This window comes from Streptomyces fuscichromogenes, assembly GCF_014645815.1.
Lineage (GTDB): Bacteria > Actinomycetota > Actinomycetes > Streptomycetales > Streptomycetaceae > Streptomyces > Streptomyces fuscichromogenes.
Map to the genome: position 1 here is coordinate 418,837 of NZ_BMML01000004.1, position 17,895 is coordinate 436,731.

Annotated in this window: 18 protein-coding genes; 4 read left to right on the top strand and 14 right to left on the bottom strand. The window is 73.6% G+C overall.

Annotated features, from left to right (window positions below; translation table 11 throughout):
- Window positions 1-10: 10 nt before the first annotated feature.
- Window positions 11-904, bottom strand: a complete 894-nt coding sequence (locus IEZ11_RS11275; protein ID WP_189262527.1) for a DUF4349 domain-containing protein — start codon at window positions 902-904, stop codon at window positions 11-13.
- Window positions 905-1,059: 155 nt separating this feature from the next.
- On the opposite strand from IEZ11_RS11275, the gene hemG reads away from it, so the two are divergent.
- Complete coding sequence (hemG, locus tag IEZ11_RS11280) at window positions 1,060-2,622, top strand: protoporphyrinogen oxidase (protein WP_189262528.1); 1,563 nt, start codon at window positions 1,060-1,062, stop codon at window positions 2,620-2,622.
- A 5-nt stretch (window positions 2,623-2,627) separates the two neighbouring features.
- Window positions 2,628-3,359: a hydrogen peroxide-dependent heme synthase gene (gene hemQ, locus IEZ11_RS11285; RefSeq protein ID WP_189262529.1), complete on the top strand. Its 732-nt coding sequence runs from the start codon at window positions 2,628-2,630 to the stop codon at window positions 3,357-3,359.
- A 7-nt stretch (window positions 3,360-3,366) separates the two neighbouring features.
- Here the strand turns inward: hemQ and IEZ11_RS11290 are convergent, their stop codons facing one another.
- From IEZ11_RS11290 to IEZ11_RS11315, 6 genes are all read right to left on the bottom strand, one after another.
- On the bottom strand, window positions 3,367-5,007 hold the full coding sequence (locus IEZ11_RS11290; protein ID WP_189262530.1) for an alpha/beta hydrolase: 1,641 nt from the start codon (window positions 5,005-5,007) through the stop codon (window positions 3,367-3,369).
- A gap of 154 nt (window positions 5,008-5,161) precedes the next feature.
- Complete coding sequence (locus IEZ11_RS11295) at window positions 5,162-5,941, bottom strand: TIGR04222 domain-containing membrane protein (RefSeq protein WP_189262531.1); 780 nt, start codon at window positions 5,939-5,941, stop codon at window positions 5,162-5,164.
- Window positions 5,942-6,037: 96 nt separating this feature from the next.
- The gene (locus tag IEZ11_RS11300; RefSeq protein WP_189262532.1) at window positions 6,038-6,829 is read right to left on the bottom strand and encodes a DUF4142 domain-containing protein; all 792 of its coding nucleotides are present in this window, start codon (window positions 6,827-6,829) and stop codon (window positions 6,038-6,040) included.
- Window positions 6,830-7,088: 259 nt separating this feature from the next.
- Window positions 7,089-8,384 carry an MbnB/TglH/ChrH family RiPP precursor modification enzyme gene (locus tag IEZ11_RS11305; RefSeq protein ID WP_189262533.1) on the bottom strand — a complete coding sequence of 432 codons (1,296 nt, stop codon included), beginning with the start codon at window positions 8,382-8,384 and terminating at the stop codon, window positions 7,089-7,091.
- A gap of 123 nt (window positions 8,385-8,507) precedes the next feature.
- Entirely contained in the window at window positions 8,508-9,299 is a 792-nt protein-coding gene (locus tag IEZ11_RS11310; protein ID WP_189262534.1) for a DUF4142 domain-containing protein, read from the bottom strand.
- Window positions 9,300-9,413: 114 nt separating this feature from the next.
- The gene (locus tag IEZ11_RS11315; protein WP_229712952.1) at window positions 9,414-10,109 is read right to left on the bottom strand and encodes a peptidyl-tRNA hydrolase; all 696 of its coding nucleotides are present in this window, start codon (window positions 10,107-10,109) and stop codon (window positions 9,414-9,416) included.
- 108 nt (window positions 10,110-10,217) lie between these two features.
- Between IEZ11_RS11315 and IEZ11_RS50700 the strand changes: the two genes are divergently transcribed.
- Both IEZ11_RS50700 and IEZ11_RS50705 read left to right on the top strand, forming a co-directional pair.
- The gene (locus tag IEZ11_RS50700; protein WP_229712953.1) at window positions 10,218-11,090 is read left to right on the top strand and encodes an ABC transporter ATP-binding protein; all 873 of its coding nucleotides are present in this window, start codon (window positions 10,218-10,220) and stop codon (window positions 11,088-11,090) included.
- Complete coding sequence (locus IEZ11_RS50705; protein ID WP_229712954.1) at window positions 11,087-11,758, top strand: ABC transporter; 672 nt, start codon at window positions 11,087-11,089, stop codon at window positions 11,756-11,758. The genes IEZ11_RS50700 and IEZ11_RS50705 overlap by 4 nt, the downstream gene beginning before the upstream one ends.
- On the opposite strand, the gene IEZ11_RS11325 is transcribed toward IEZ11_RS50705, so the two are convergent.
- The 7 genes from IEZ11_RS11325 to zapE form a co-directional block, all read right to left on the bottom strand.
- The gene (locus tag IEZ11_RS11325; RefSeq protein ID WP_189262535.1) at window positions 11,750-11,935 is read right to left on the bottom strand and encodes a hypothetical protein; all 186 of its coding nucleotides are present in this window, start codon (window positions 11,933-11,935) and stop codon (window positions 11,750-11,752) included. The two genes, IEZ11_RS50705 and IEZ11_RS11325, sit on opposite strands and share 9 nt — an antisense overlap.
- 18 nt (window positions 11,936-11,953) lie before the next feature.
- Window positions 11,954-12,808: a polysaccharide deacetylase family protein gene (locus IEZ11_RS11330; protein WP_189262536.1), complete on the bottom strand. Its 855-nt coding sequence runs from the start codon at window positions 12,806-12,808 to the stop codon at window positions 11,954-11,956.
- Between the two features lie 64 nt (window positions 12,809-12,872).
- Window positions 12,873-13,709, bottom strand: coding sequence for a slipin family protein (locus tag IEZ11_RS11335; protein WP_189262537.1), 837 nt, complete (start codon window positions 13,707-13,709; stop codon window positions 12,873-12,875).
- A 198-nt stretch (window positions 13,710-13,907) separates the two neighbouring features.
- Window positions 13,908-15,362 (bottom strand): SulP family inorganic anion transporter, encoded by a 1,455-nt coding sequence (locus tag IEZ11_RS11340; protein ID WP_189262538.1) that lies wholly within the window; start codon window positions 15,360-15,362, stop codon window positions 13,908-13,910.
- An 8-nt stretch (window positions 15,363-15,370) separates the two neighbouring features.
- Window positions 15,371-15,949, bottom strand: a complete 579-nt coding sequence (locus IEZ11_RS11345) for a carbonic anhydrase (RefSeq protein ID WP_189262539.1) — start codon at window positions 15,947-15,949, stop codon at window positions 15,371-15,373.
- A 113-nt stretch (window positions 15,950-16,062) separates the two neighbouring features.
- Window positions 16,063-16,467, bottom strand: a complete 405-nt coding sequence (locus tag IEZ11_RS11350) for a hypothetical protein (protein ID WP_189262540.1) — start codon at window positions 16,465-16,467, stop codon at window positions 16,063-16,065.
- A 206-nt stretch (window positions 16,468-16,673) separates the two neighbouring features.
- A complete protein-coding gene (gene zapE, locus IEZ11_RS11355; protein ID WP_189262541.1) occupies window positions 16,674-17,780 on the bottom strand; it encodes a cell division protein ZapE in 1,107 nt (368 codons plus the stop codon).
- Between the last annotated feature and the right edge of the window lie 115 nt (window positions 17,781-17,895).

Sequence of the window (17,895 nt, forward strand, 5' to 3'; positions counted from 1 at the left end):
TCGGGCTCGCTCAGGTCTCGCCGCCGGGCCGGGCGGGGGTACGCCGCCTGCGCACGAGCTTCCACCACAGCAGCGCCCCCAGGGCCGCCAGTGCCGCGAACGGCAGGGCCGCGCCCACGGCCAGGGCGATCCAGCGCAGCATCGTGACGAAGACGTGCCAGCCGCCGGACAGGGCGTCCACGAACCCCGGGGAGTCGTCCTTCGCGGCCGCCTGCTTCACCGGCGTTCGGGTGAGCGACAGGGTGATGGTGGCCAGGCTGGTGCGGTCCTTCAACGACGCCTGCCGGGCGAGCAGCGCCTCCAGATCGGCCTCCCGGCTGCTCAACTCCCCTTCCAGGGTCACCACGTCACCGAGCTTGGCCGCCCGGTCCATCAGCTCGCGGACCCGGGCCACGCTGGCCCGCTGCGACTTGATCCGGCTGTCCACGTCCACCACCTGGTCGGTGACGTCCTGCGCCTTCGCGGTGCGGTCGAGCAGTCTGCCCGCGCCCTGGAGACCGGTGAGCACCTCGTCGTACTTCTCGGTCGGCACGCGCAGGACCACCCGGGTCCGCTCCTGGCCCCGGGAGTCCCGGGTGGTGGTCTCGTCGCCGACATAGCCCCCGGCGTTCTCGGCGGTGGTGCGGGCGTCGTCCAGGGCCTTGGGCACGTCCTTGACCTGCACGGTCAGGGAGGCGGTGCGGATGATCCGGTTCACCGTGAGGTCGGGTGCCGTCCGGCCGGCCCCGCTGCCGGTGTCCTTGGCGCCTGCCGAGCCCGCCGCCTCCCGGACCGCGCCGTTCGCGCCCGCCTTGGCGTCGCCGGCGGTACTGCCGGCGGACGTGCCGCTCGCACTGCATCCGGTGAGGACGAGCGCGGCGGCGAGCAGGATGCCGGCGAGGGCGGGTCGTACGGGATGTCGCATGGTTCCCCCCGAGGGTCGTGATGACGGACGCTCCTTCGACGCCGGGGCGGGACGGGACGTTCGACGGCGCCGGTCCCGATGCGGTCACGGACCGGACGCGTGCCGGTCACCGGGTCCGGGCGGGGGCGTCAGCGGGGTCTGAGAGAGTGGGGTCCATGAGCGCAACGGGTACGGGCACGGGGCATGTCGTCGTCATCGGGGCCGGGATCGCGGGGCTGGCCGCGGCGCACCGGCTGCTGGAGCGCGGCTCGCGCGTGACCGTGCTGGAGGCCTCGGAGAGAGTCGGCGGCAAGCTGCTGCCCGGCGAGATCGCGGGTGTCCGCGTCGACCTGGGCGCCGAGTCGATGCTGGCCCGCCGGCCCGAGGCGGTCACCCTGGCCCGCGAGGCGGGTCTCGCCGACCGGCTGCGGCCGCCGGCCACCGCCACCGCGTCGATCTGGACCCGGGGTGCCCTGCGGCCGATGCCCAAGGGCCATGTCATGGGCGTCCCCGGCACCGCCGCCGCGCTGTCCGGGGTGCTGTCCGAGGAGGGCCTCGCCCGCATCGAGCGCGACGCCGACCTGCCCCGCACCGAGGTCGGCGACGACGTGGCGGTGGGGGAGTACGTGGCCGCCCGGCTGGGCCGGGAGGTCGTCGACCGCTTGGTGGAACCCCTGCTCGGCGGGGTCTACGCGGGCGACGCGTACCGGATCTCGCTGCGTTCGGCGGTCCCGCAGCTCTATCAGGCAGCCCGGACCCATGACTCGCTGACCGAGGCCGTCCGCGAGATCCAGGCCAAGGCGGCCGCCGGCCCGCAGACCGGGCCGGTCTTCATGGGCATCGAGGGCGGCGTCGGCACCCTGCCGCTCGCGGTGGCCGAGTCGGTGCGGGCCCGCGGCGGCGAGATCGTCACCGGCACGCCCGTGACGGAGCTGCGCAGGGTCCCGGCCGCGGCCGACCACGACGGCTCCCGGCCCGCCGCCGGACCCGGCCCCTCGACCACGGCCGCCGGCCCGGCCGACGTCGGTTCCGGGCCCGTGGCCGCGGACGGCTCGCGCACCGTCTGGCGGGTGGTCGCCGGGGACCGGGTGCTGCATGCCGACGCGGTGGTCGCGGCCGTTCCGGCGCCCGCCGCCGCCACCCTCCTGCGCGCCGAGGTGCCCGCCGCCGCGGCCGAACTGGCCGCCGTCGAGTACGCCTCGATGGCCCTGATCACCCTCGCCTACCGCCGCGCCGACCTCGCCCTGCCCGAGGGCAGCGGCTTCCTGGTGCCGCCCGTCGACGGCCGCACCATCAAGGCGTCCACCTTCGCCTCCCAGAAGTGGGGCTGGATCGCCGACGAGAACCCGGACGTCGTCGTCCTGCGCACCTCGGTCGGCCGGTACGGCGAGACCGCCGTCCTCGGCCGCGAGGACGCCGGCCTCGTCGACGTCTCCCGGCACGACCTGCGCGCGGCCACCGGCCTGGCCGCGGCCCCCGTCGCCACCCGCGTCACCCGCTGGACCGACGGCCTGCCCCAGTACCCGGTCGGCCACCACGCGCGCGTGGCCCGCGTCCGCGAACACGTCGGCAAGCTGCCGGGCCTCGCGGTCTGCGGCGCGCAGTACGACGGGGTGGGCATCCCCGCCTGCATCGCGAGCGCGTACGCGGCGGTGGACCAGCTGGCGGGCGACCTCGGCGGCGTCGAGGAGCTGACGGCCGACCCGGTGCAGAGCCTGCACGGCGGAGCGGGAGAATAGGGACCATGAGTGACGACGCCCCCACCACCGAGTCCGGCAGGGTCCCGAACAAGGGCAAGCTGGCCAAGGACCTCAACGAGGTCATCCGCTACACCCTGTGGTCGGTCTTCAGGCTGAAGGACGTGCTGCCCGAGGACCGCGCGGGCTACGCCGACGAGGTCCAGGAGCTGTTCGACCAGCTCGCCGCCAAGGACGTGACCGTCCGCGGCACCTACGACGTCTCCGGGCTGCGCGCCGACGCCGACCTGATGATCTGGTGGCACGCGGAGACCAGCGACCAGCTGCAGGAGGCGTACAACCTCTTCCGCCGCACCAGGCTCGGCCGCGCCCTCACGCCGGTCTGGTCGAACATGGCGCTGCACCGCCCCGCCGAGTTCAACCGCTCGCACATCCCGGCCTTCCTCGCCGACGAGACCCCGCGCAACTACGTCAGCGTGTACCCGTTCGTGCGGTCGTACGACTGGTACCTGCTGCCCGACGAGGACCGCCGCCGGATGCTCGCCGACCACGGCAAGATGGCCCGCGGCTACCCGGACGTGCGGGCCAACACGGTCGCCTCGTTCTCGCTCGGCGACTACGAGTGGCTGCTGGCCTTCGAGGCCGACGAGCTGTACCGCATCGTCGACCTCATGCGCCACCTGCGTGCCTCCGAGGCCCGGATGCACGTCCGCGAGGAGGTCCCCTTCTACACCGGGCGCCGTAAGTCGGTGGCCGAGCTGGTCGCGGGCCTCGCCTGACCGGTCGTCAGCGGTGGTCGGCCTTGCCCTTCAGGGAGTCGCGCAGGTTCTTCCGCCGGGCATGGTCGGCCGTCGGCTTCGGCTCGGCGTGGCCCGCGCAGGAGGCGTGCCGGTCCGGGAGCCGGCCCTCCAGCAGGTAGGCCTCCAGGTAGCCGTTCACGCACTTGTTGGGGCCGCCGCCGATGCCGTGCGTGCCCGCGTCCCGCTCGGTCACCAGCACCGAGTCGGCCAGCCGCCGGTTCATCTCCAGCGCGCCCGCGTACGGCGTGGCCGCGTCCCGCTCGGCCTGGAGGATGAGCGTCGGCGGCAGCTCGCCGGGGCCCGTGCGCACGTCGAGGGCCTTCTGCCGGGGGACCGGCCAGTAGGCGCACGGCAGGTTCATGAAGGCGTTGTCCCAGGTCTCGAAGGGCGCCACGCGGGCCAGCCGGGTGTTGTCCCGGTCCCAGGTGGCGAAGTCCCTCGGCCAGGGGGCGTCGTTGCACTCGACGGCCGTGTAGACCGCGGTGCCGTTCTCCGCCTCGGCGGCCGTCTCCGCCGCCGGTGCCGCCAGCCGGACCAGGGGCTTGGCGTCCCCCTTCAGGAACTTCGACAGCGCCTCCGCCCGGCTGGGCCAGTAGTCGTCGTAGTACCCGGCCGACAGGAACGCGCCCTGCAGCTGCCCCGGCCCGACCTTTCCGCCGGCCGCCTTCTTGGTCAGCCGCCGGACCGCCTTGTCGTAACTCGCCTGCACCTTCGCGGCCGTGTCGCCCAGCCCGTACACGTCGTCGTGCTTGGCGATCCAGTCCCGGAAGTCCGCCCAGCGGCCCTCGAACGCGGCCGACTGCTCCAGGTTGTCCCGGTACCAGATCCGCTCCGGGTCCGGGTTCACCGCCGAGTCCAGCACCATCCGCCGCACGTGCGAGGGGAACAGGGTCGCGTACAGCGCGCCGAAGTAGGTGCCGTACGAGGCGCCCATGAAGGTCAGCCGGTCCTCGCCGAGCGCCGCGCGCAGCACGTCCAGGTCACGGGCGTTGTTGAGCGAGGTGTAGTGGCGGAGCCTGCTCCCGGAGCGCTTGAGACAGCCCTGCGCGTACGCCTTCGCCTCCTTGATCCGGGCCTTCTTGTACGACTCGGAGGGGTGCGTCGGCGACTGCGACGGCGCCTTGAAGAACTGCTTGGGGTTCACGCAGGACAGCGGGGCGGAGCGGTCGACGCCGCGCGGGGCGTAGCCGACCAGGTCGTAGGCGGCGGCGATGCGCTTCCACTCGGGCAGCACGCCGATCATCGGGAAGAGCATGCCGGAGGCGCCGGGGCCGCCCGGGTTGTAGACCAGGACGCCCTGCCGGGGCACCTTGCGCTTGCTGTTGTGCGGGTCCTTGTGGGTGGCCGTCACCCGGCTGACGGTCAGTCTGATCTGCTTGCCGTCCGGGTGCGCGTAGTCCAGCGGGACGCTCACCGTGCCGCACCGGAAGGTGTCCGGCGCCTCCAGGTCGGTGGCGCATCGGCCGAAGTCGATGCCCGCCGCGCGCGCCCGCGCGGCGGCCACGGCGGTACCGCGCAGTTCGGCCGCCGCGGAGTCCGGGACGCGGGGGGCGCTCCCGGCCGGGGCGGCGGCCAGAGTGGTCAGGATCAGGGACCCGGCGGCCGAGTACAGGACGGGGGCTCTCAATGGCGTATCCCTTCGGTGCACGGCTGCGGTGGCGTGGCGGCAACGGCGCCGCAGCGACTGCACGGCAGCAATAAAAGGGATATTTCGACCGGTGGTCGGCGAACGCAAGCACCATGGGCCGGTGTCGGCGCCCGATCCCCCTATGCGCCCCCGCTCACTCCCGCGGGAGCTGGTCCCGGTGTGCGAAGGCCGCACGCAGCTCCGGCTCGCCGATCGCCCGGATGCCGCGTACCGCGACGGAGGCCAGCAGCGAGTGGTCGTCGGCCGCGCGGTTCGCCCCCCGCTGCACCGCGCCCAGCAGTCGCAGGCCCGCGGGGGAGGCCCACCGCGAGTACGGGTGCGCCTCGACCCTCGCGATCGCCAGACAGCTCAGCGCCAGGGTGAGGGGCAGCGCGAACCAGACGGCGACCAGGTCGCGCGGCAGCTCGGTCGGGGCGGGCAGGGTGAGCGCGGCGACGCCGAGCCCGAGGACCGCCAGCGCGGCGGCCCGGACCTGCCGGACACCGGAGGCGACCGTCGTCCGGGCCGCCGCGTCCGGCACCGCGAGCCCCGCCCGCACCAGCCCCTCGCCCAGGCTGCGCACGGCGTCCGTGTCGGCCGCCGCCGAGCGCACCGGTGCTATCCGGGACTGTCCGCCGGGCCCGATGGCCCCTATCACCGACCGCTCCATCTCGTCCCGCCCCCGCGGGTCCACGACGGTCGCCCAGCCGGTGTGGGCGAGCAGCAGCCGCCGTTGCCGGGCCATGGACACCATCGTCAGGTCGGCGACCCGGGCGGGGCCGCCGGACAGGAACGCGGCCTCGTACAGCGTCAGATCGTGCCCCCGGGCCGCGTCCGCGTCGACGGCCGCCGTCCGTACGGCGGCCAGGCACAGCCGGGTGCAGGCGGTGCCGGTGACGGCCCAGGCCAGGAGCAGGAGAAGGACCCAGAACATGACACGTTTCTATGCCTGCGGCCTGGCCACCGCCATGCCCTGTTCACATTCCGGACCGAGTGTTGTGGGTATGTGACGTTCCGTTTCCCGTGCAGGTCAGGGGTTCTGGGACGTCGGCTCCGGGGCCGCGGTGGCGGGCGGCAGCGGGTACGTCGAGGACGGCGACGGTGCCGGGGCGGCGCCGACCGGGGTCGCGTCGGCGGGGGCGACGACCGGCGGCGAGGCCACGGGGGAGGGCGTGACGGCCAACTGCTGCGCGAGCGTGGCGAAGTCGACGTAGCCCGTGGCCTCCAGGACCTTGATGTGGTCCAGGACGGTGCTGTTGGCGTCGTCGGCGAGATCGCGGACCAGGGTGTTCTGGGTCGCGGCGCGGACCTGGGCGACCACCGTGAAGACCCGGCCGTGGGCCAGCCGCACGATGTTCGCGAACTCCCGGTCGAAGTCCTGCCCCTGCGCGGCGTTCAGGGTGGCGAGCCACTGCTGCTGCTGGGCGTTGGGCGCGTTGGGGATCGGCACGCCGAGCTGGGCGGCGACGGTGCGGACGTGGGCGTCGAGCGAGGTGTGCCCGTCGACGAGGTGCTGTCCGGCCGTCCGTACGGCCGCCGTGGTGCCCTTCTGCTCCGCCAGCTCGCCGGCCGGCAGCTCCCAGAGCCCGGCGAGCCGGACCTTGACGATGAAGTCCCGGTCCTGCGCGGACAGCGGGCCGTACGCCGTCGTCACGGTCTGGGCGCTGAGCACGTTCACCGAGCCGGTCGGGTCCGAACGGTCGGCGTACGACCAGATCGGGAACACCAGGGCGGCGAGGGTCGCCGCGAGGCAGACGATGATCAGCGACGTACCGCTGAACATGCCTCGTCCCTGGACGGGGTGTCGGGGTCGCGCGCGCATGATGCCTCCTGCACCGCACGGTGGGGCTTCGCCGTGCGGGGTTGGCATAGTACCGAGCGGTTCCGGACGGTTGTTCGGCCGAGGCCCGGTGGGGGGTCGGCCGCGCAGTTCCCCGCGCCCCTCACGGGGCACGTCGTAGCCGCGGGCAGGCGTGCCGCAGGGCGATGGGGGTCCCCCCGCTCGAGCGAAGCCGAGAGTGGGGTAGGGTGGGCGCGGCGGCACCCGGCAAGCGCCGGTGAGCGTCCCCACCCCCCGGCCACTACCCGCGCCGCAGCAGCACCCTCCGCGCCAGTGACCGCCGAGGTGCCGTCGCCCCCGCCCGCTCCAGCCACCACCTCTCCAGCCGCCGCCGGGAATCCGCGTCCCGCACCCGCCCCTCCCGCAGCAGCACCCCCGCGAACTCCAGCGCGTCCCGCCGGTAGCCCCCCGTCAACGGCCGCTCCAGCGCGTACGCCAGGAACGCCGCCCGATAGCCGTCCCCCAGGATCCCCGGCAGCTCCGGTGCCACCTTCGCCACCACGTCCGCCCGCTTGGCGGCCAGCGACCGTGCCTGCACCCCCATCCGCACCCGGTCGAACCCCTCCGGCACCGGCGTCCCCGCGACCAGCGACGACAGCATCGCGGCCTGCGCGAGCCCGACCCGCTGCCGGGCGGCGTCGCAGACCTCCGGCGCGGTCGCCGCGGGCGAGGGCTCCCGGCGCCCGCCACGGGCCACCGTGCCCCCGGCCCCCGCCGCCACGGCCGCCCGGATCGCCGCCAGCTCCCGCTCCAGCTCGGCCGGTTCCGGGAAGTTCTCGTCCCGCTCCAGCAGCACACCCGGCGGCGCCACCCGGGACGCGAGGCCGGTCAGGACGGCGAGGACCGCCGGGGGCACCGGGTGGGCGTGGCTGTCGTGCCAGACGCCGTCCCGCTCGAAGCCGCCCGCGACATGGACGTAGGCGATGGCCTCGACGGGCAGGTCGGCGAGCGCCTCGGCCGGGTCCTCGCCCCGGTTGACGTGGTTGGTGTGCAGGTTCGCCACGTCGATCAGCAGCCGTACCCCGGTGCGGTCCGCGAGGTCGTACAGGAACTGCCCCTCGGTCATCTCCTCGCCCGGCCAGGCGATCAGCGCGGCGATGTTCTCGACGGCGAGCGGCACGGGCAGCGCGGCCTGGGCGACACGGACGTTCTCGCAGAGCACGTCGAGGGCGTCCCGGGTGCGGGGGACGGGGAGCAGATGGCCCGCCTCCAGGACGGGCGACGCCGTCCGCGGACCGCCCGCGCGGACGAACGCGATGTGCTCGGTGACCAGCGGCGAGCCCAGCGCCGCGACCCGCTCGGCGAGTGCGGTGAGCCGGTCCTCGTCCGGACGGTCCGCGCCGCCGAGCCCCAGCGAGACGCCGTGCGGTACGACCGTCACGCCCCGCTCGCGCAGCCGCCGCAACGACTCGGGGAGGTGACCCGGGCAGGTGTTCTCGGCCACGACCTCGACCCAGTCGATGCCCGGCATGCGCTCCACGGCGTCCGCGATCTCCGGCCGCCAGCCGATGCCCGTTCCCAGCCGCTCGACGGTCATGGTCCGCCCCCCTTCTGCACCGAGTGAGGGGGGTATGGCCCCGGAGCGCGTCCGTGAACCTCGTTGCCTGCCGCTTCAGAGCAACATTTGAGGTTCGCGGCCGCGCTCCGGGGAGCTCTTCGGTCAGCCCCCGAGTACGCCGAGCGAGTCCGACGGGTCCGGGCGCCCGGTGTTCACCGTGCCCGGAGCGCCGGGGGAGGGCCTGGACGTGGTCCGGACGTTGCCGCTGGCCTGGGCGGCGGGCGCGGAGGGCACCACCACGCCGGGCGCCGGTATCGCCGGACCGGTCGGGCTGGCCGTGGCCGCGCCGGCGACCTCGTCGGCGATGGCCTCGAAGTCGACCTTGCCGGTCTTCTCCAGGATCGTGATGTGGTCGAGCACGGTCTGGTTGGTGTCGGAGGCGAGCTGCCGCACGAGGCTGTTGCGCGTGGAGTTCCGGACCGCCCCGACCGCCGGGAAGATCTTGCCGTGCGCGGCCCGCAGCAGGTTCACGAACTTGTACTCGTACTCCGCGCCGGTCGCCGCGGACATCTCGTCGAGCCAGCCCTGCTGCTGCTCGTTCGGCACGTTGGGCAGCTCGACGCCCAGCTGCGCCGCGACGATCCGGACCCGTTTGTCGAGGTCCGTGTGGCCGACGATGAGATGGTCGCCGGCCTCCTTGATCGCCGAGCTCGGCGCCCGCTGGACCGCCTGCTGGCCGGCCGGCAGCTCCCACAGCCCGGCCAGCCGGACCCGCACGATCAGATCGCGGTCGGAGGCGGACAGCGGGCCCCACTGGGTGGCCACGGTTCCCGCCGCGAGATTTGCCTGTCCGGTCCCGGAGCGGTCGGCGTACGACCACACGGGGTAGGCGAGCGCGCCGAGCGTGGTGGCGAGGGCCGCCATGATCAGGGCCGTACCGTTGAAACGCCGCAAGGGAGGCCTCCCCGTGTCGCTGGTTCTGTGCCAGGACGTACGGGCGGGGCGGCGGCGCTGTTCAAACAAACGGCAAAGTTTCCAACGGGCGGTAAAAAACCCCAGCTCGGAGCACTAGCCGCGGAGCGCGGGATGATCCGCGACCACCGTGCAGCTGCCCGGGGCGATCTCGGTGAACCCGGCGTCCCGTACCAACGGCAGCCCGCTGCCCGTCAGTTCAGGCCACTCGGCCGGGTCGGCGGTCCGCACGGTGAGCGGGAAACCGGCGTCGCGCCAGGCGTCCCGTTCCTCCTCCGGCAGTGCCCACCAGGCCAGTTGGGCCCCGTGTCCGGTCTGCGCCATCGCCTTGCCGGCCGACATCTCCAACTCCGGGTTCAGCCACAGCACCGGCGCCGACCGGTCGGCGCCCACCGGCGGCTCCGGATCGTCCAACTCGGTCCCGGACACCTGCAACTTGGCCAGCTCCCTGGGCCACCCGTCCAGGGGAACCGGCGGGAACACCCGTACCTCGGCGGACTTCCCCGTGAGGGTGATCCCGGGCAGCTCCCCGGCCCGCCGCCACTCGGCGCCCCGCGCCCGTCGCACCACCTTGCGGATCCGCGCGTCCTCCCAGTCCCGGACGGCCTCGGCCCACTCCCCGTCGCCGAGGGCCCGCGGGTCGCTGAGCATGGTCAGGACGGCCCGAGCGGCCGTTTCGAGTGCGTCGGTGCGGGCCGGGGGAGCAGACTTCTCCATGCGCACGACGAGAGGCAGTACGAACTGGGGTGCTTCGTCCCGGCTGTTCGCCGAGACCTGGAAGGGAGCGCTCACCGCACCAACCTATAAGGGGCGCGGGGAACCGCGCGAACGGCCCCCGCACACCCGCAGACCGCGTACAACCGAAACTCACCACCCCGATCCCGCACGACAATGTCCCCCATGCATCGTGATCTTGAACTGGCCCGCGTAGGCCGCCGTTACGGCATACGCGGCCCCTGGGTGTTAAGAGGCGTCGACCTCACCCTCACCCCCGGCTCCCTCACCCGCGTGGAGGGAGCGAACGGCACCGGCAAGTCCACCCTGCTCCGCCTCGTCGCCGGCATAGACACCCCCACCGAGGGCCGTATCACCGGCCGCCCCCGTACCGCGTACGTGCCCGAGCGCTTCCCCTCGGCCCTGCCCTTCACCCCCTCCGGCTACCTCACTCATCTCGGCACCGTGCACGGCCTCTCCCGCCGGTCGGCCGCCGCCCGCGCGGCGGACTGGCTGGAGCGCTTCGGCGCCGCGGCCTACGCGGCCACCCCCATGGCCCAGCTCTCCAAGGGCACCAGCCAGAAGGTCGCCGTCGCCCAGGCCCTGCTCGCCGACCCCGAACTCCTCGTCCTCGACGAGGCCTGGACCGGCCTGGACGCCGAGGCCCGCGCCGAACTGGAGCGGGCCGTCGCCGAGCGCACCGCCGCCGGGGGCGCCGTGGTGTTCGTCGACCACGATCCCCGGCGCCTCGCGGGCGTGCCCGACGCGGTCCACCAGGTCGTCGCCGGCACCCTCGAACCCCGTACCGCGCAGGCGGCCCCACCCGTCGGCCCGCTCACCGTGGTGACCGCCCGGGGCCCGGCCGGCGGACGACTCCCCGCCGACGCGACCCGCCCGTCGGCCTCGGCCGCGGAACCGACCCCCGGCACCTACCGTCTTACGGTTCCCGCGTCCCACTCGGACGTGGTGCTGCGCGCCCTGCTCACCGCCCAGCCGCCCTGGCACGTGGTCTCCGTCAGCCCCCCGGACGTCCCGCCGGACGAGAAAGACCGCCCATGACCGCACTCCTGCGCTACCAGACCGCCCTCCTGCTGCGCTCCCAGCGCTGGCTGCCGCCGGTGATCCTGTACGCCGTGTTCCTGGGCGTGGGCGTGCAGAGCGGCCAGCCGGTGCTGGACTCGCTCGGCTACGCGGCCGCCGCGCTGCTGCCGGTGGCCGCCTGGCTGGTACGGATCTGTGTCACGGGTGAACCGCCGGCCGCCCGCGCCTGCGTCGCCGCGGCGCGCGGCCCGGCCAGGGCCCACCTGGCCGCCCTGCTCACCGCCCTCTTCGCCGCCGCGCTGCTCGGCACGGCGGCCACCCTGGTCGTGACGGTCATCAGTCGGCACGCCACCAACGACCACCGGCTCCCCGTACCACCCCTGCGGGCCGGAGCCGCCGGTCTCCTCGCGATCCTCGCCTGCGCGCTGCTCGGCAGCGCCGTCGGCGCGCTCACCAACCGCCCGCTGCTGCGCTCGCCGGGCCGGGCGGTGCCCGCGATGCTGCTGGCCGCCCTGCTCTCCATGGTGGTGGCGGGCTCTCCGGCGCACGCGGCGGTCAGCGGCCTGGTCACCGGCTCGGAGTCCGGCCGGATCCCGGTCTCCCCGCTGCCTGCGGCCGCGGCGGCCCTGCTCACCGCCGCCGCCTTCGCCCTGGCCTCGGCCCTCAGCGGCCGCCGCTCACCCTGAACAGGCGCTCCGCTGCGCCTCCTGCCACTCGCACCGGGGGCACAGGGTGATCCCCCGGTACGACTCCGGATACTCGGTCGGCTCCCGGCACAGCACACACTCGGCGTACGGCGGCCCGTCCGCCGCCCGCGGCCGTGCCGCCCCGGTGCCCGTGGTGCAGCAGCCCTCGTCGCTCATGCCTCCAGCGTAGGACGGTCACCGGTGGCCGGGTGTCTCCCCGATCAGCTCGGAGACCTTCACGAACCGGAAGCCCTGCTTGCGCAGTTCCGGTACGACGGTGCGGACCACCTGTTCGGTGGTCGGGGCGGCGCTGCGGGTGCAGTGCATGACGACCACGGAACCGGGCTTCACCCCGTCCAGCACCTGCTTGGCCACCGCGTCGGCGTCCGTCGCGAACGCGTCCCCGCTCACCACGTCCCACTGCACCGCGGTGACCCCGAGCGGGCCGACCGCGCGCAGCGCCTGCCGGTCGTAACAGCCGCCGGGGAAGCGGAAGTACGGCATCGGGTGCGGTACTCCGGCGCGGAGCAGCGCGGCGTAGGCGCGCTCCACGTCCGACTTCATGTTCGCGGCGGAGACGGTCGGCAGGCCGTAGCAGTCGCCGGTGAACGCGTAGTGGCTGTAGGAGTGGTTGGCGACCTCGAACTGCGGGTCACGGCCGAGGGAGCGGGCCTGGTCCGGGTACTCGTCGGCCCAGCGGCCGGTCATGAAGATCGTGGCCGGCACCTTCAGCCGGCGCAGGGTCGCGATCAGCGCCGGGTTGTCGAAGTGCTCGCCCGCGGCCGCGCGCGGCCCCTGGTCGGCGGTCATGTCGGCGTCGAAGGTGAAGGCGACGGTCTTGCCCAGGGTGCGCGGACCGTTCATGAAGACGGGTGCCGCACCGCCGGGGCCGGGGGCGAGGGTGGGCGGCGGGGTGGCGGAGGAGGAGGGCCTGGAAGGGGCCGGGGGGCCGGCGTGGGGCGCCTCGGTGGTGCCGCAGGCGGCGAGCGCGGCGCCCAGGGCGACGCAGACGGCGGTCGTACCGGCAAGACGGCGTGCTAGTCGGATCACCGTATGAACGTAGGTCGGTATGTCCGATTCTCCGGGGTGGCGCGGCGGACGGCGCGGCCCCGGGTCACCCGGGCGGCGGCCCTGTCCGCAGGGTACTCCCGGTGATCTTGGCCGGGGCGTCGCCGTTCGGCCCCGGCGGCTGGTGGCCGGACCGCTCCAGGAACCGCAGCAGTTCCACCGGGAACGGCAGGACCAGGGTGGAGTTCTTCTCCGCGGCCACCGCCACGATCGTCTGCAGCAGCCTCAGTTGCAGGGCCGACGGGGTGTCCGCCATCTGCTGGGCCGCCTCGGCCAGCTTCCTCGACGCCTGGAGCTCGGCGTCGGCGTTGATGATCCGGGCCCGGCGCTCCCGGTCGGCCTCTGCCTGGCGGGCCATCGAGCGCTTCATGGTGTCCGGCAGGGACACGTCCTTGATCTCGACCCGGTCCACCTGCACACCCCAGCCCACCGCCGGGCTGTCGATCATCAGCTCCAGGCCCTGGTTGAGCTTCTCGCGGTTGGAGAGCAGGTCGTCCAGGTCGCTCTTGCCGATGATGGAGCGCAGCGAGGTCTGGGCCATCTGCGAGACGGCGAACTTGTAGTCCTCGACCTTGACCAGCGCGCTCACCGCGTCGACCACCCGGAAGTAGACGACGGCGTCCACGCGCACGGTGACGTTGTCCCGGGTGATGCCCTCCTGGGCGGGGACCGGCATCGTGACGATCTGCAGGTTGACCTTGTACAGCCGGTCCACGAACGGGATCACCAGGTTGAAGCCGGGCGTCCGTACGTCACCCGTGACCCGGCCGAGCCGGAACAGCACCCCTTGCTCGTACTGCTTGACGACCCGCGCGCCGGCGGCCAGGTACAGCGCGCCGAAGCACAGCGCCGCCACCACCGCGACCAGCAGCTCCTGAACCATCACGACCTCCAGGTAAAGAGGTCCAATATGTCTGCTGATGCAACGATATGCCCGATGGTGGGGTCCGGGCCACGATCGCCGGGAAGCGGGTCCGGGCGGCAGGCGCGGGAAGCGGGTCCGGGCCGGGATGCCGAGGGGCGTCGGCATCCCGGCCCGGGGCGGCCTCCGGTTCGGACGGCCGTGACCGAGGCGCGTGGCTCAGCCGGCCGTGACTCTCACCGGCTCGGTGCCCGCGTCGCTGTGCCGCTGGGCCCAGCTCTCCAGCGCGGTCCGGCAGGCGTGGTCGAGATGGTGCAGCCCGGAGAGGTCCACCCGGATCGGGCGGTCCTGGGGCAGCGCCTCCAGGCTGTCGAGGATCTTCGGCAGCCGCAGGAAGGTCGCGTTGCCGGACAGGTGGGCGTCGATCGGCCCCGAGCCCTTGTCGACGATCTCCAGTTTCAGGTGCGAGGCCTCCCAGGCCGTCTTGACGATGGACAGGGCGAGCCCGATCAGCACGCCTTCGAACATGCTCACCGCGACGATCGACACCGCCGTGACGACGAGGATGAGCGCCTCGCCCCGGTGCTCACGCCACAGCACGGCCAGCGCCCGCACCGGGATCAGCTTGGCGCCCGAGTGGACGAGGACGCCGGCGAGCGCCGGGATCGGTATCCAGCCCAGGACGCCCGGCAGCAGCGCCGCGAACAGCAGCAGCCAGACGCCGTGCAGCACCCGGGACGCCTTGGTGCGGGCGCCCGCCTGGACGTTGGCCGCGCTGCGCACGATCACCGCGGTCATCGGCAGCGCGCCCAGCACCCCGCAGAGCGCGTTGCCCGCGCCCTGGGCGACCAGTTCCCGGTCGTACTCGGTACGCGGACCGTCGTGCAGCCGGTCCACGGCCGCCGCGCTGAACAGCGACTCGGCGGACGCGATCAGCGTGAACGCGACGACCGTGCCGATCAGCCCGACGCTCGCCAGCTCGCCGAAGGCGCTCAGCGGCGGCGGCTGCACGGAACCCAGCAGCCCCCGCACCTCGACGGTGGCCACCGGAAGGCTCAGGAGGAACGCGGCCAGGGTGGCGAGGCCGACGGCGGCCAGCGGTCCGGGGACCGTCCGTACCTTCGCCGGGGCGTGCTTCCACAGCACCAGGACCGCGACGGTGCCCGCGCCGAGGGCGAGTGAGGCCAGCGCCTCGCCGTCCCCGAGGGCGTCCAGGAACGCCCCGGGCAGCCCGGCGATCTTGCCGGGGCCCGAGTCGGGGGCCTTGGTGGCGAGCGCCGGATACAGCTGGCCGGCGATCAGCACCAGGCCGATTCCGGCCAGCATGCCCTCGACGACCGAGATCGAGATGGCCCGGAAATAGCGCCCCAGCCTCAGCACGCCCATGGTGATCTGGAGGACGCCGGTGGCCAGCACGATCACCCCGAGCAGTGGCAGCCCGAACTCCCGCACCGCCTCGAAGACGAGCACGGTCAGGCCGGCGGCCGGCCCCGACACCTGGAGGCTGCTGCCCCGCATCAGCCCGGTGACGAGACCGCCCACGATGCCGGTGACCAGGCCGAGTTCGGCCGGGACACCGGAGGCCACGGCCACGCCCACGCAGAGCGGGAGCGCGACCAGGAACACGACGAGGGAGGCGGCGAAGTCCTGGCGTATGTAAGGGAATTTGCTCATCGCGGCGCTCACAGGGCCTCGAAGGTGTCGGTGCCGGCGCGGTGTTCGCGCACGGCACCGGTGTGGACCTCGTAGTACCAGCCGCGCAGGGTCAGTTCACCCGCCGTCAGCTTCTTGTCGATGCAGGGGTACGAGCGCAGCCGCAGCAGCTGGGCGAGCACGTGGTTCTGCACGCCCTCGGCCACGGCCGGGTCCTCGGCCGCCCCGCTCGGGCGCGGCTCGGCGCTGGCCAGCCAGTCCCGTACGGCGGGTACGGCGGTCAGGTCGTCGCCGCGTACCAGCGCGCCGACGGCGCCGCAGTGCGAGTGCCCGCAGACTACGATGTCGCGGACGCCGAGCACCTCCACGGCGTACTCGATGGTGGCCGCCTCGCTGGTGGGGTGGACCGAGACGTAGGGCGGGACGATGTTGCCCGCGGTGCGCAGCTCGAAGAGCTCGCCCGGGCGGGCGCCGGTGATCAGGGCCGGGACGACCCGCGAATCGGAGCAGGTGATGAAGAGCACCTGCGGTGACTGGCCTTCGGCGAGTCTGGCGAACTCCTCAGGGCGCTGTCCGAACGTACGGGCGTTGTCGATGAGGGGCTGCATGGTGTGTGGACTCCTCCTGGCGCGCTACAGCGGCGCGTCGGGCTTGCACGACGGTGGTGGGGGGATGTGGAGAGCACGGCGGGCCGGGGCGGAGCCCGGCAGCGCCCGCCCGGTCAGCAGCGGAAGACCTGAAGCGTGGCCGGGGAGTGCGCTCTCGACGCTCTTGACGTGCGGTGGTGCCTGGCCGTGGGAGGCACCGAGGTGCGTATGGCCTCGGTGTGCCGCGCGCTGTGCTGACGTTCGTCCGCACAGCCGGCGGTGGCGCTGCGATGGCGGTCGGCGGTCTGCGGCGGGCCGGTCGGCGCACCGCAGCGGCCATGGTCGCGGAGGGTGTACGACGTGTACGAGCCGTCGCGCCCGGCCTTCGCCGAGGACTTCGGCCCGGACTGGGCCTTGGCCTCGACATGACTGAGGGTGTGCGCGGCTGCGAAGGTTGCCGCAGGCGCGAAGAACTGGACGGCGAGCAGGGCGGCGGCCAGGAGCGAGAGCACGGTCCGGGCCGTCTTACCTCGGAACATGAGCCCCCCTCGCGGCAGTTCACACCTCTTGTGTGCACCAAGCACAAGTCAATGGTTGGTCAAGAAACACGTTAACCCTGCAAAGTTGTTTGCAGGGTTAAATCGGTGTTGCGAGCCGAAGAGAGCGTGGAAAATGCCGGTGGCGTGGCCTGATCGGGCTCTTGACCGGAGGGGGCTTGATCACATAGGCGGCCGGCCGGTGCGGGCTACCCGGCGGCCACGAGCCCCTTGGCGTCCCTGGCCAGGGCGGTCAGCCGGGATATCGCGCGGAAGTACTTCTTGCGGTAGCCGCCGTTCAGCATCTCCTCGCTGAACAGCCTGTCGAAGGGCAGCCCGGCGGCGAGGACCGGGACCTCGCGGTCGTAGAGCCGGTCCGCGAGGACCACGAGCCGCAGTGCGGTCGACTGGTCGGGCACCGGCTGCACGTCCGTCAGGCAGACGGCGCTCAGGCCGTCGGTCAGCGCGCCGTACCGGCTGGGGTGCACCTTGGCCAGGTGGTCCAGGAGCTGTGGGAAGGCGTCCAGGGAGGCGGCCGGGGTGGCGTGTGCCGCCTTGGTCACCTGCTCCTCGGAGAACGGCGCCGGCGCCTCGGGCAGGCCGCGGTGGCGGTAGTCCTCGCCGTCGATGCGCAGGGCGCGGAAGTGGGCCGACAGGCCCTGGATCTCACGCAGGAAGTCGGCGGCGGCGAACCGGCCCTCGCCGAGCTTGCCGGGCAGGGTGTTGGAGGTGGCGGCGAGCGCGACACCGGCGTCCACCAGGCGGCCCAGCAGCGTCGACACCAGGACGGTGTCGCCGGGGTCGTCCAGCTCGAACTCGTCGATGCACAGCAGGCGGTGGCCGGAGAGGGTCTGCACGGTCTGCTGGAAGCCGAGGGCGCCGACCAGGTTGGTCAGCTCCACGAAGGTGCCGAACGCCTTCAGCGCGGGCTCGGCCGGGGTGGCGTGCCAGAGCGAGGCGAGCAGGTGGGTCTTGCCGACGCCGTACCCGCCGTCGAGGTAGACCCCGCGCGGCCCGGCGGGCACCTTGGCCGCCCTGCTCCTGCCGAGGCCGAGGAAGCCGCGCCGGCCGCCGGTCGCCGCGTGCGCCCCGCCGAGACCGCCGGCGAACTCCTCCAGGACCCGTACGGCCTCGGTCTGGCTCGGCTGGTTCGGGTCCGGGAGGTAGGTGGCGAAGCGGACCGAGTCGAAACGGGGCGGCGGCACCATCTCGGCGACCAGCCGGTCCGCGGGGACGTGCGGCGAACGGGCGCACAGCGACAGCGGGGCCACGTCGGCTATGGGGCTGACCTCGGATGCGGCGGGAGAAGACGACACGGTCACCCATGTTAGTTGCCGTGCCACACTGCACGGCATGCGACGCCTGTTCCCTGTGACCGAACAAACACCACGACGGGCCTTCGGCGGTTCGGCCGAGGGGGCGGGTCCGGGG

What these genes read in the sequence shown, in the direction of transcription:
- IEZ11_RS11275 (WP_189262527.1), bottom strand. Translation starts at nt 904, where the DNA reads ATGCGACATCCCGTACGACCCGCCCTCGCCGGCATCCTGCTCGCCGCC.
- hemG (WP_189262528.1), top strand. Translation starts at nt 1,060, where the DNA reads ATGAGCGCAACGGGTACGGGCACGGGGCATGTCGTCGTCATCGGGGCC.
- hemQ (WP_189262529.1), top strand. Translation starts at nt 2,628, where the DNA reads ATGAGTGACGACGCCCCCACCACCGAGTCCGGCAGGGTCCCGAACAAG.
- IEZ11_RS11295 (WP_189262531.1), bottom strand. Translation starts at nt 5,941, where the DNA reads ATGTTCTGGGTCCTTCTCCTGCTCCTGGCCTGGGCCGTCACCGGCACC.
- IEZ11_RS11300 (WP_189262532.1), bottom strand. Translation starts at nt 6,829, where the DNA reads ATGCGCGCGCGACCCCGACACCCCGTCCAGGGACGAGGCATGTTCAGC.
- IEZ11_RS11305 (WP_189262533.1), bottom strand. Translation starts at nt 8,384, where the DNA reads ATGACCGTCGAGCGGCTGGGAACGGGCATCGGCTGGCGGCCGGAGATC.
- IEZ11_RS50700 (WP_229712953.1), top strand. Translation starts at nt 10,218, where the DNA reads ATGCATCGTGATCTTGAACTGGCCCGCGTAGGCCGCCGTTACGGCATA.
- IEZ11_RS50705 (WP_229712954.1), top strand. Translation starts at nt 11,087, where the DNA reads ATGACCGCACTCCTGCGCTACCAGACCGCCCTCCTGCTGCGCTCCCAG.
- IEZ11_RS11325 (WP_189262535.1), bottom strand. Translation starts at nt 11,935, where the DNA reads ATGAGCGACGAGGGCTGCTGCACCACGGGCACCGGGGCGGCACGGCCG.
- IEZ11_RS11335 (WP_189262537.1), bottom strand. Translation starts at nt 13,709, where the DNA reads ATGGTTCAGGAGCTGCTGGTCGCGGTGGTGGCGGCGCTGTGCTTCGGC.
- IEZ11_RS11340 (WP_189262538.1), bottom strand. Translation starts at nt 15,362, where the DNA reads ATGAGCAAATTCCCTTACATACGCCAGGACTTCGCCGCCTCCCTCGTC.
- IEZ11_RS11345 (WP_189262539.1), bottom strand. Translation starts at nt 15,949, where the DNA reads ATGCAGCCCCTCATCGACAACGCCCGTACGTTCGGACAGCGCCCTGAG.
- IEZ11_RS11350 (WP_189262540.1), bottom strand. Translation starts at nt 16,467, where the DNA reads ATGTTCCGAGGTAAGACGGCCCGGACCGTGCTCTCGCTCCTGGCCGCC.